Below are 12,296 nucleotides of genomic sequence, written 5' to 3'. Positions count from 1 at the left end.
GAAGGGACGAGGGGTATAACACTCCACACGAGGCAGTATCGTTACCTCCTATTATCAAGCATTTATTTTACCCATCTTGATAAATTTATCGAAGCATTTAAATCTCTATCGTGATGGCTATTGCATGGAACACAACGCCACTCACGTATTTTTAAACTCCACTGTCCTTCTGGTTGAATTGAATGGTCGTATTTTACTCCGCAACATGAGCAAATCTTGCTTGAAGCGAACCATTTATCAGCTTTTACATATTCAATGCCGTACTTCTCACACTTGTATGATAAACATTGAAAGAAGAAGTGTAATTTTTGAAATGAAAATGCTTTCGATAGTTTTTTGTTTTTTAACAGGTTTGAGATAGGTAAGTCTTCCACAACAATCCTCATTGGTTTGGTTTTCACCAATTTAGCTGTTGCTTGATGGATATGGTTATTTCGGATATTCGTAATTTTCCTAGACAACCGAAGGTGTTCGGTTTTTGCTTTTTCATATCCTGCGGATTGAATTTTCACACCTTTTGTAAATCTCCTAGACATATCTCTTTGCGCTGACTTTTTCCTTTTCAAAAGTTTTTTAACCTTGGCATCTTTGTTTATATTTCGTTCTTTCGTACCATTAGAAGCTACAAACAGCTCTTTTAAACCAACATCCACACCAATCGACTCATTGGTTAGTTCTTGTGATTCAAAGTCTTCTTGGAATCCTACACTAATCCACCAGTGACGACCATCAAATGTAACTCTTGGATTTGATGGTTTTTTGTTCCTTGGTAGTTGTTGGCTTGTTTTCACTTCTCCAATAGACTGAATATCAACTACTTTCTTTCCAATAATCAGTCTTTCATAATTGGCATAAAATCCTTGAATTAAATCTTTTTTGGATTTATAAGAAGTGTGATAACCATTTTTGTACTTTTGGAACGAATTTTTTCTCGCCTTGTCAAAATCTTTTGAAGCCTGTTTGGGAACTTGTGCGTTGATGTCATTTAACCACTCATATCTCTTTCGCTTCTTGATCTTTGTAAATCGTTTCTGTAAAGCTAACTGTGAAACAGATTTTCCAAATAGCTTATAGTATCTATCACTCATTCTTTTACAATAGTTATAAGCGAATCTTGCAGCGCCAGCATGGTTTCTAAGCACTTTTTCTTGTTCAGGCGTTGGAATCAGTCTGACTTTCTTCGCCAATATCATCAGAATTTAACTCCTTTACTGTGCGATTATTCGGGCACTCACCTTTCAGATAATGAAAGATTGGTTCTTCTGAATAGTAGCGTGTTCCACCAGCATTCTCCTAAGACTAATAGGATACAAACCTGTTAATTCCGATACTTGACTAACTCGTGAAAATTTCATTATTATTCTCACCTCATTGAACCCACAACAGCACATACATTCGATATATTCAATGAAGTTTGATAGATTCAATAAAATTTATCTTGTTCAACTAAGGGCGCAATTCCTTAGCCAGTTCTCTTATGAACTTCTCATGTTTTCACATGAGCGCAGACTATATGTTTATCTACTTAGAGATAGAGGATTTTTCCACCACCATAGGCTTGTGATGTACTCTCGTCAGTTATACGAGATAGTCGTTGAACGTTCATCTTATCCATTTTGACTTAGATGATTCGAGGCGGAAGACCCATTGTTCTAGTGTTTAGGATTTAACCTTGCACCATCTGATTGATTTTTTCTGCTTTCGCGACATTCACGCTCACTATTTCTAGCCACGTTGTAGTTCAATCAGCTTTAGGGATTGCCCGCAGTTAACCCTCACTACTAGCCAATCACTTGACTAGCAGGGCTTGCTGATATATTTAATTAACTTTAGTTATAATTGGTTAAATAAATCGTAACAGTTAATTACCCTACCTCTCATTTCTTATCTCCTCCAGTGTATCAATAAAGTATGTACATAAAATAAACAAATTGTAAAAATACCATAAAAATCAAACTAACTTCCAATTTACAATTCAGCTGTATAAAGTGAAACTTTAATCAACAGAGGCTTTTACGAGCAGTTGATCTCCAACCTAACTTCTTTGCTTCAGCCGAATTTTAAGATGGGAGTGCTGGGGAAAAGCAAAAAAGGATGCCTTTAAAGGGCATCCTCTTGATGTTCAGGAACAAATAGTTCCAGACAATGATATATATTTTCAAATTCCATTGGTGCGTCTCCGCCATATTCACCATCTAAGTTGATCATTAATTTATCAGGGGAATGAACTTTAATACGATTCGCTTGTGTATATAGCACTTTTGGATTGTTAATATGTTCCCCACGCTGCGCTTGTGTTGCTGCTTTAATTAAATCAGCGATAGAACCTTTTTTCAGTACTAATAAATCAAATAATCCATCGTTAATAGATGCATATGGTGCTACTTTTTCGAATCCACCAACTGAACGAGTATTCGTAATTAAAAACATCGTAATTTCTTCTTGTAGCAGTTTCCCATCATACTCAATTTCAACATATGTTGGATGTAATGATGGTAACATTTCGATTCCTTTTAAATAGTAAGCAAGTTGGCCTAATACCGTTTTTAGCTTGCTTGGTACTTCATATGTTAATTCTGTAATACGGCCGCCACCAGCGATATTAATGAAATATGTATCGTTCGCTCTACCAAGATCTAACGGTACCGTTGTTCCTTCACAAATAATATCCGCAGCCTCTTCAATAGCACGAGGTACACCGATCGCACGCGCAAAATCATTTGTCGTTCCAACTGGAATAATACCAAACTTTGGACGATGCTCATGTCCTACTAAACCGTTCACTACTTCATTTAATGTACCATCACCACCAGCTGCGATAACAACATCAAACTTACGATCAGCAGCTTGCCTCGCTGCCACAGTCGCATCTCCAGGACCAGTTGTCGCATGACAAGACGCTTCATATCCAGCTTGTTCTAATTTTTGTAATACTTCTGGTAAGCTCTTCTTAAATAGCTCGCGCCCAGAAGTAGGATTATAAATAATTCTTGCTCGCTTCATCATTTATTAGCACAGGAAATTCCTTATTCATTGAAAAACGAATACACCGAACCCTTATTCAGTATCCCTATGCCTACCTCCTCTCATCTTCCTATCCTTCTTTAATTCCGCTCAAACAGGCAGTAAGAACCCGATTCGTGTAGCCCATCAAAAGTAAATATTCACTCATGATGGTTTTGCTTTATTTAACCAAGAAATTTATCCCGCTATTTGCGGGCAGTAAAACTCCCACCTCAAAATTCGGCTGGGGCAAAGAAGTTAGGTTGGAGATCAACTGCCCGTAAATGCCCAATTGGTGAAGGCTAATAATCAGTGGGGGGATGAACAAAACCCCCACTGACTAAAGTTTCACTTTATGTCTATCCATTCTCTCACATCAATTTACATATAATGAATAATAATTATCTATTATTTCATGAGATGAAAAAACTCTCTATGTCTAGATTTATCATTATTCCCACCTTTTTGCAACTATCATACCATAGTTGCTATACAAACATTTTTTCACTTTTGACAGTTAATCAAACGTTTGTTTAAATTATTTTTCACCATTTAAACAAACGTTTGATTAACTCAGAAAAAACACCCAAATACGGGTGTTTTTTCTGTTTAATCTTTAAGAATCTATACTATGTTAGCGTTCAAAAATAAGAATTCCGCTCTTATTTTTAGCGCTTATTAATCTCTTCAAGTAAGATTTTGTTAACAAGCGGTGGATTTGCTTGTCCTTTTGTAGCTTTCATAATTTGACCAACTAAGAAGCCAATTGCACGGTCTTTACCGTTTTTAAAGTCTTCAATAGATTGCTCATTATTATCAAGAATTTCTGTTACAACTTTACGAAGTGTTCCTTCGTCAGAAATTTGAACAAGACCTTTCGCTTTAACGATTTCTTCTGGATCTCCACCTTTTTCAATTAATTCATTAAATACTTTCTTCGCGATTTTAGAAGAAATTGTACCTTTTTCAATTAATTGAACCATTTTAGATAAACCAGCAGGCGTTAATGCAACGTCTTTTAATTCTTTTTGTTGTTTGTTTAAGTATGCAAGTACTTCACCCATTAACCAGTTTGATGTTAATTTCGCATCAGCACCGTCTGCAACAGTTGCTTCGAAGAAATCAGACATCTCTTTCGTCAATGTTAACACGTGTGCATCATAAGCTGGTAAGCCAATTTCTGCAACGTAGCGAGCTTTACGTGCATCTGGAAGTTCTGGAATAGAAGCACGAATTTCTTCTTTCCACTCATCATCGATGTAAAGTTCAACTAAATCTGGCTCTGGGAAGTAACGGTAATCGTCAGATCCTTCTTTTATGCGCATTAAGATTGTTTTCTTCGTTGCTTCATCATAACGACGTGTTTCTTGTTGGATGATACCACCAGATAATAATTCTTTCTCTTGGCGCACTTGCTCATGCTCAAGACCTTTTTGCACGTAATTGAAAGAGTTTAAGTTTTTCAGTTCTGCTTTTGTACCGAACTTCTCTTGTCCAACTGGACGAAGTGAAATATTCGCATCACAACGAAGAGAACCTTCTTCCATCTTACAATCAGATACACCTGTATATTGAATGATTGATTTTAACTTCTCTAAGTACGCATATGCTTCTTCTGGAGTACGCATATCTGGCTCAGATACGATCTCGATTAAAGGCATACCTTGACGGTTGTAGTCTACTAATGAACCTTCAGCTGTATGCGTTGATTTACCAGCATCTTCTTCTAAATGAAGACGTGTAATACCGATACGTTTCTTTTTACCGTCTACTTCGATTTCAATCCAACCATTTTCACCAATTGGCTTATCAAATTGAGAGATTTGGTAAGCTTTCGGATTATCTGGGTAGAAATAGTTTTTACGGTCGAACTTCGTTTCCGTTGCGATTTCACAGTTTAATGCCATTGCAGCTTTCATTGCAAAGTTAACTGCTTCCTTATTTAAAGTAGGAAGTACCCCTGGGTATCCTAAGTCAATTACACTTGTTTGTGTATTTGGCTCCGCTCCGAATTCTGTTGGACTCGCAGAGAAAATTTTCGAATTTGTTTTTAACTCAACGTGAAGCTCTAAACCAATAATTGTTTCTAAATTCATCTATGCTCGCCTCCTTACAAACTTGCTTTTTTTGTATGATAGTCAGTTGCTTGCTCAAACGCATGTGCAACGCGGTAAATTGTCGCTTCATCGAAGTGTTTACCAATGATTTGTAAACCAAGTGGCATGTTGTTAGCACCGAATCCACATGGAACAGAAATCGCTGGAACACCCGCTAAGTTTACTGGAATTGTTAAAATGTCATTTGCATACATTGTCATTGGATCGTCCACTTTTTCGCCCACTTTAAATGCCGGAGTTGGCGTTGTTGGTCCAATAATAACATCGTAGTTAGCAAATACATTTTCAAAGTCGTTCTTAATTAATGTACGTACTTGTTGTGCTTTTTTGTAATATGCATCATAGTAACCAGAGCTAAGCGCAAATGTACCAAGCATAATACGACGTTTTACTTCATCACCGAAACCTTCGCTACGTGTGTTTTTGTAAAGGTCTAATATATTATTTACATTATCAGAACGAACACCGTAACGTACGCCATCAAAGCGTGAAAGGTTAGCAGATGCTTCAGAAGAAGATAATAAGTAATACGTTGCTAGAGCGTATTTAGAGTGCGGAAGAGATACTTCCTCCCAAGTTGCGCCCATACCTTCTAACACTTTTAAAGCAGCTAGTACTGACTCACGAGCTTCTTCGCCAACACCTTCGCCTAAGTATTCTTTCGGTACAGCAATACGTAAACCTTTAACATCGCCTGTTAAACCAGCTAAGTAGTTTCCTACTTCAACGTTTGCAGAAGTTGCATCCATACGGTCAATACCTGAAATAGCTTGTAATAAGTATGCATTGTCTTCTACTGTACGTGTAATCGGTCCGATTTGGTCAAGTGAAGATGCGAATGCTACTAATCCGTAACGAGATACGCGTCCGTAAGTTGGTTTTAAGCCTACAACGCCGCAATATGCAGCTGGCTGACGGATAGAACCACCCGTATCAGAACCTAGAGAGAATAATACTTCTCCTGCTGCTACTGCTGCTGCAGAACCACCACTAGATCCGCCTGGAACGTAATCTAAGTTCCATGGATTTTTTGTAGCGTAGAAGCCTGAATTTTCATTTGAAGAACCCATTGCGAACTCGTCCATATTTAATTTACCGATTGTAACTGTGTCAGCTGCTTTTAACTTTTGCACAACTGTCGCATCATAAATTGGATCGAAGTTTGCTAACATTTTGCTCGCACAAGTAGTACGAAGACCGTTAGTTACAATGTTATCTTTTACACCGATTGGCATACCGAATAATAAACCATTATCTTCAGCACCAATCTTAGCATCTAATTCTTTCGCTTTCGCGCGTGCATTTTCTTCATCTAATGTAAGAAAAGCTTTTACGTTATCTTCAACATCCGCAATACGTTTGTAAGATTCTTCTACTAAATCCGTAACGGAAATTTCTTTGTTGTTTAATTTCTTATGTAACTCTGATACCGAATGATCAAATAATGACATCGAAATTCCCTCCTCTATTCTAATACTGCTGGAACACGGATTTGATTATCTTTGTGATCCGGTGCATTTTTTAATACTTCTTCTACTGGTAAACCTTTTTCTGGTACATCTTCACGCATAACATTTTTCATAGCTAATACATGAGTTGTTGGTTTTACATCTGTTGTATCTAATTCATTTAACTGTTCTGCAAATGTAACAATTGCATCTAGTTGTTTTTGAAATTTTTCAGCTTCTTGATCAGTAATTGCAAGACGTGCTAAATGTGCTACGTGCTTTACATTCTCAACGGAAATTCTTGACACGGCTAGGCCACCTCCATAATATATCGTTCAATCTACAATACTATTGATGATACCAAATTTTCAGTACTTCAAGCAAGTCAACACACGGCACTTACAGTATTTTTACACAAAAAAAGAAAGGCAAATGCCTTTCTTTACAATTTACTCTTTATCTAACGGTTTATTTTTTGGAAATCTTTCATTATCTTCCTCATTATCACGAATTGTTTTTTGCAATACAAAACAAGACATCGTTAAAAATAATGTTCCGATTAAATAGTACCCTTTTACACTAAGCGTTTCATCTAACGTGTAAATCCCAATTAGCATCCCTGAAAGCGCACAAACAAATGAAGTCCATGCTAAAAACGTGAACGCTTGCGTATTTCTTCTCCTCATCGTTCTCCCCCTCGTTAGCTGCACATCCATTATAGATAAATATATTTACCATGATGGATTTTTATGTAAATCTTCTTTTTTCTATTTATTAATCTATCACAAAAAATTGCTATTTTGAAGATTATTTTCTTCCTAATCTGAAAAAACAGTTAAAATCATTGACATTTATTTCAATTCCACATAAAATAAAAACAAATATTACGAACCTCGAAATATACGGGAGTGGAAATAATTGTTGCAATATGAACATTTTTTAGACTTACTGCTAGATAACGCCAAGAAACTTTTCTATCCTGAAGAATGGGTAAGCCTTGATTTAACACTTTCCAAGACAGAAGTATTTTGTTTACTTTGGATGGAGCGAAATACAGATATTACAATGACAAAAATCGCTGATCTTCTTGATATACCGATGAGTACAACGACAGGCGTTGTAAATCGCCTTGTAAAAAAGGGATATATTGAACGCTACCGTGATGAAAGCGATCGACGCATTGTATTAATTCGTTTAACAGAAAACGGCGTACTGCTCGTTCAAGAAGTGAAACAAAATGCGGCCCATTACTTTAGCCTAGTGACGGAAGCATTGTCAGAAGAAGAAAAAGCATTCTTACTACAAATCTTCCAAAAGATCATGAATCACATTGCTACGTCACAGCAAAAAACAGAAGAAAAGGTTTCTACACCTAAAATGAAAAACATTCCGATTGAATAAAATGAAACTTTAATCAGTGGGGGTTTTGCTCATCCCTCACTGATTATCAGCCCGCACCAATCGGGCGTTTACGGGCAGCCCGACTCCCACCTAATTTCTTTGCTCCAGCCGAACTTTGAGGCGGGAGTCTTACTGCCCGTTAATGCGGGATAAAACCCTAGCTGGGTTTTTATTCAATTAAATATTTCGTAACTCGTAATATTCGATACTCGAAACAAAGGGGATAGAATGATGAGAATTATTTTGTATACGGGTAAAGGCGGCGTAGGAAAAACTAGCATTTCAGCAGCAACAGCAATCCAAAGTGCAAAACAAGGATTAAAAACATTAGTAATGAGCACAGATCCCGCTCATAGTTTAGGAGATTCATTCGGTATAAAGTTATCTTCTGAACCACTAGAAATTCGCGAAAACTTGTGGGCACAAGAAATTAATACTATTTATGAAATGGAAAAAGGCTGGGGAAAATTGCAGAAATATATTACACTACTCTTCACTTCCAAAGCAGCTGATGATATTACGACAGAAGAATTAACGATGTTCCCTGGTATGGAAGATTTAATTAGCTTACTTCGAGTACTAGATTATTATAAACAAAACACATACGATGTCATCATCATTGATTGTGCACCGACCGGAGAAACTTTAGCAATGCTCAGCTTTCCAGACATGCTCGGCTGGTGGATGGAAAAACTCTTTCCTATTAAAAGAAAGATTTTAAAAGTTGTTCGTCCTGTAGCTCAACCACTTCTTGGTGTCCCCCTTCCAACCGATGATATTATGGACGAATTAACGAATACGCTTGAACAACTTGGAGAAATGAGAGATATTTTATCAAACCGAGAAGTAACGAGTATTCGCGTTGTTGTGAATCCTGAAAAAATGGTCATTAAAGAAGCTCAGCGTAGTTTTACTTATTTAAACTTATACGATTATAACGTAGATGCCATTATGATTAACCGCGTCATCCCTAACACTGTCACCGATCCTTATTTTCAGGCATGGAAAGATACACAAAAGAAATATAAAATATTAATTCAAGATAGTTTTCAGCCACTTCCTATTTACGAAGCTCCGATGTTTGAACAAGAAGTTGTTGGTTTGCCTATGCTAGAGCGTGTAGGAAATGCTTTATTCAAAACTGATCCTTGTCCTACTGAGGTGAAATTTAACGGTCGCACACAATATGTCAAAAAAGATGGCGATGAATATATTTTCGTTCTGTCCATTCCCTTCTCAAACAAAGGTGAACTTTCATTAAATCAAAAAGGTGATGAACTTATTATTCGAACCGGTTCTGCGAAGCGAAATATCACCTTGCCAAAAACATTAACCCACCTTTCTATTCAAGGAGCTAAGTTTGAAGATGATGTACTAAACATTCGGTTTGGAGGTGTAGTACATGCATGATGAACTACTAAGAAAGGTAATTCGTACAAAAATAAAGGTCGGTATGCGTATATTAGAAGAGCTACCGAATCCAATTCAGCAACACGCTAAACAAGCGCTAAATATTTTACAGGAGGAGCTCTCCTCTTATGCGGAAGAACCACCACATCCTGAAGGTAATTTAAAAAGTATCATAATTGAATAATCATAAAAAAAGACCAGGAAAACTCCTGGTCTATCACTCTACTTAACAAACATTGGATTTCTATGTTATACAAAATTGGAAGGTACAGAATTAGGGTTTTGTTTGTTAAGTAGATTATATGTTGAACGAGCTAACAGCGGAGGGGTTCCTACTGTTAGTCGTTAAACCCGATAATTATTTTACGATTTTTGCAAGCTCATCTAGTGAAAGATCTACTGAAATGGAACCACCATTTGTTTCTTTCTTAACTGCATCTGTTACTTCTTTTGAATGGTATAATTCAATTACTTTTTTCAGTGTTGGATCATCTTTGTCTTTCGTACGAGCTGCGAAAATATTAATATAGGCCTTTGCATTTTCATTCTTTGGATCTTCTAAGAAAATAGGATCCTTCGCTGGATCTAATCCAGCTTGACCAGCAACACCGTTATTAATAACTGAAGCTGCTACATCTTTTAATACACGAGGTGTTTGCTGTGCGATAACCGGTGTAATTTTTAACTTCTTCGGATTTTCAGCAATGCCGCTTGGATCTCCAAATAAACCAAAATCTTTCTTAAGCTTTAATAATCCAGCTGCATCAAGAAGTTTTAATGCGCGCGCTTGGTTCGTTGGATCATTCGGAATAGCAATTTCTGAACCATCTGGGATTTCATTTGCTTTCTTATATTTTTCAGAGTATAAGCCCATCGGTGCAATTTGTGTTGTACCAACAGCTGTAATATCTAACTTATGCTCCTTCTTAAATTGCTCTAAGAAAGCAATATGCTGAAATGAGTTTAGTTCAATATCTCCATCAGCTAACGCTTTATTTGGCGTTGTGTAATCAGAGAACTCAACTAGTTTAATTTTAATCCCTTCTTTTTCAGCTTTTTTCTTTAAAATTTCCCAAGCGTCTCCATCTGTTCCAGTTACACCGACGCGAACTACTTTCTCTTTCGCCCCTGCACCTGTGTCTCCACCTGAGCAGCCGCTTAAGGCTGTAATTCCTACAATCGCTGATAATGCAAATGCTAAAATTTTCTTCATTTTCTTTTCCCCTCTTCCTTTTTATGATCTGCGTAAAAAGACTTTCGCAAAGTAGTTTCCTAAATTTTGAGCTACCTGTACAAGAATAATAAGTAAAACGACCGTTACGAACATAACTGACGTATCAAAGCGTTGATAACCATATGTCATTGCTAAGTCACCAAGACCGCCACCACCGACAAGCCCAGCAACTGCAGAAAATTCAATTAAACCAACTGTCATAAACGTGACACCTAAGATTAATGGTGCTAAAGCTTCTGGCACTAGGATTTCAAAAACAATTCTAAGTGGTGAAGCGCCCATTGCTTGTGCTGCTTCAATTACCCCTTTCGGAACAGAAACAAGATTTGTTTCAACCATTCTAGCAATACCAATTGATGCAACTAACGTCATTGGGAAGATTGCTGCTGCCGTTCCAATCGTCGTTCCGATAACACTTCTTGTTATCGGACTTAGAGCTACTAAAAAGATAATGAATGGAACCGGACGAATTGTATTAATTACGATATTAAGAATAGAAAAGACCCATTTATTTTCTAAAAAGTTTCCTTTTCTCGTTACATATAAAAGTAAACCTAGGGGTATACCAAGAATTGTAGCGAATATAAGGGTTACAATTACCATTAAGAGGGTATCCCCTGTCGCATCTAATATGCGAGGCCAAAATATACTCCAATCAACTCGCATGAGCTTCTACCTCCTTCAGCTGCACTTGCAGTCTTAGATGTTGTAATGCTTTTTGAATTTCTTTCTGTTCACCTTGTAGTTCTACAAGAAGATTTCCAAATAGCACATTTTGGAGTTCAATAATATTTCCGTAAAGAACATTTACATCGACGTTATAATTTTTCGCAATATATGATAGTACAGGCTGCCCTGTCTCTTCCCCAGTAAAAGTCAGGCGATAAATCTGACCTCCTTTTTGAATTTTCGCTAGAACACTTTCTGGTAAGTGATCATTAATAACAGAGCGTACAAAATTTTGAGTTGTCTTTGTTTTTGGTTGTGTGAAAACATCAAACAGTTTTCCTTCTTCAATAACTTTTCCCTTCTCCATAACAGCTACACGATGACAAATTTCCTTCACAACATGCATTTCGTGTGTAATAAGTAGAATCGTTAAATTGTACTCTCTATTTACTTTCTTTAATAAGTTCAAAATCTCTGTCGTTGTTTCTGGATCTAAAGCTGATGTTGCCTCATCACATATGAGAATATCCGGTGATGTCGCAAGTGCTCTTGCAATCCCAACGCGCTGCTTTTGTCCACCTGATAACTGTTCTGGATAATAGTTCGCTTTATCTTCTAAACCAACAAACTTTAGTAGTTCATTCACTCTTTCTTTTATCTCATTCTTCGGCAATTTCGCTAACCTTAATGGATAAGCAATGTTCCCAAACACTGTTCTTGAATTAAATAGATTAAAGCTTTGAAAAATCATCCCAATTCTTTGTCTTAGTTTCCGTAACTCTTTCGCCGATAATGATGTAATTTCTTTATCATCTATTGAAATTGTTCCTGCAGTTGGTCTTTCTAACATATTTACTAAGCGTAATAACGTACTCTTTCCAGCACCACTAAATCCGATAATGCCAAAAATTTCTCCCTTTTCAACTGATAGCGTTACATCCTCCACCGCAGGAACAGATTGCCCACCTGATTCATATACTTTACTTACATTGTCAAAAGAAATCATTTTCTTCC

At 36.9% G+C, this 12,296-nt stretch carries 12 protein-coding genes; 3 read left to right on the top strand and 9 right to left on the bottom strand.

The window, feature by feature from the left end; translation table 11 throughout:
• Positions 1 to 62 precede the first annotated feature (62 nt).
• The 6 genes from ACFVQC_RS22725 to ACFVQC_RS22700 all read right to left on the bottom strand — a co-directional run bounded on the left by ACFVQC_RS22725 (position 63) and on the right by ACFVQC_RS22700 (position 7,254).
• The gene (locus ACFVQC_RS22725; protein WP_377899343.1) at positions 63 to 1,193 is read right to left on the bottom strand and encodes an RNA-guided endonuclease InsQ/TnpB family protein; all 1,131 of its coding nucleotides are present in this window, start codon (positions 1,191 to 1,193) and stop codon (positions 63 to 65) included.
• Positions 1,194 to 2,100: 907 nt separating this feature from the next.
• A complete protein-coding gene (locus tag ACFVQC_RS22720) occupies positions 2,101 to 3,006 on the bottom strand; it encodes a diacylglycerol kinase (protein ID WP_105586222.1) in 906 nt (301 codons plus the stop codon).
• A gap of 665 nt (positions 3,007 to 3,671) precedes the next feature.
• Positions 3,672 to 5,099 (bottom strand): Asp-tRNA(Asn)/Glu-tRNA(Gln) amidotransferase subunit GatB, encoded by a 1,428-nt coding sequence (gene gatB, locus ACFVQC_RS22715; protein ID WP_002151501.1) that lies wholly within the window; start codon positions 5,097 to 5,099, stop codon positions 3,672 to 3,674.
• 14 nt (positions 5,100 to 5,113) lie between these two features.
• Entirely contained in the window at positions 5,114 to 6,571 is a 1,458-nt protein-coding gene (gene gatA, locus ACFVQC_RS22710) for an Asp-tRNA(Asn)/Glu-tRNA(Gln) amidotransferase subunit GatA (protein ID WP_002151496.1), read from the bottom strand.
• Between the two features lie 14 nt (positions 6,572 to 6,585).
• On the bottom strand, positions 6,586 to 6,876 hold the full coding sequence (gatC, locus tag ACFVQC_RS22705; protein ID WP_002151494.1) for an Asp-tRNA(Asn)/Glu-tRNA(Gln) amidotransferase subunit GatC: 291 nt from the start codon (positions 6,874 to 6,876) through the stop codon (positions 6,586 to 6,588).
• Between the two features lie 141 nt (positions 6,877 to 7,017).
• The gene (locus tag ACFVQC_RS22700) at positions 7,018 to 7,254 is read right to left on the bottom strand and encodes a YiaA/YiaB family inner membrane protein (protein ID WP_001254393.1); all 237 of its coding nucleotides are present in this window, start codon (positions 7,252 to 7,254) and stop codon (positions 7,018 to 7,020) included.
• A gap of 232 nt (positions 7,255 to 7,486) precedes the next feature.
• Here ACFVQC_RS22700 and ACFVQC_RS22695 point away from each other — a divergent pair, with 232 nt between their 5' ends.
• From ACFVQC_RS22695 to ACFVQC_RS22685, 3 genes are all read left to right on the top strand, one after another.
• The gene (locus ACFVQC_RS22695) at positions 7,487 to 7,969 is read left to right on the top strand and encodes a MarR family winged helix-turn-helix transcriptional regulator (RefSeq protein WP_377899342.1); all 483 of its coding nucleotides are present in this window, start codon (positions 7,487 to 7,489) and stop codon (positions 7,967 to 7,969) included.
• Between the two features lie 228 nt (positions 7,970 to 8,197).
• A complete protein-coding gene (locus ACFVQC_RS22690) occupies positions 8,198 to 9,379 on the top strand; it encodes an ArsA family ATPase (protein ID WP_377899341.1) in 1,182 nt (393 codons plus the stop codon).
• A complete protein-coding gene (locus ACFVQC_RS22685; protein ID WP_377899339.1) occupies positions 9,372 to 9,563 on the top strand; it encodes a DUF3926 domain-containing protein in 192 nt (63 codons plus the stop codon). The genes ACFVQC_RS22690 and ACFVQC_RS22685 overlap by 8 nt, the downstream gene beginning before the upstream one ends.
• 174 nt (positions 9,564 to 9,737) lie before the next feature.
• Here the strand turns inward: ACFVQC_RS22685 and ACFVQC_RS22680 are convergent, their stop codons facing one another.
• Genes ACFVQC_RS22680 through ACFVQC_RS22670 form a run of 3 tightly spaced genes read right to left on the bottom strand, consistent with a single transcriptional unit; the run spans position 9,738 to position 12,288 of the window.
• Positions 9,738 to 10,592: a MetQ/NlpA family ABC transporter substrate-binding protein gene (locus ACFVQC_RS22680; protein ID WP_002063568.1), complete on the bottom strand. Its 855-nt coding sequence runs from the start codon at positions 10,590 to 10,592 to the stop codon at positions 9,738 to 9,740.
• A gap of 21 nt (positions 10,593 to 10,613) precedes the next feature.
• Entirely contained in the window at positions 10,614 to 11,279 is a 666-nt protein-coding gene (locus ACFVQC_RS22675; RefSeq protein ID WP_002159487.1) for a methionine ABC transporter permease, read from the bottom strand.
• A complete protein-coding gene (locus ACFVQC_RS22670; RefSeq protein WP_377899337.1) occupies positions 11,269 to 12,288 on the bottom strand; it encodes a methionine ABC transporter ATP-binding protein in 1,020 nt (339 codons plus the stop codon). Before ACFVQC_RS22670 ends, ACFVQC_RS22675 begins: the two co-directional genes overlap by 11 nt.
• Positions 12,289 to 12,296 lie beyond the last annotated feature (8 nt).

It is taken from the genome of Bacillus sp. NPDC057893, from assembly GCF_042796455.1.
GTDB lineage: Bacteria > Bacillota > Bacilli > Bacillales > Bacillaceae_G > Bacillus_A.
The sequence above is the reverse complement of the archived record's forward strand: the minus strand, read 5'-3'. Positions and strand labels throughout refer to the sequence as shown.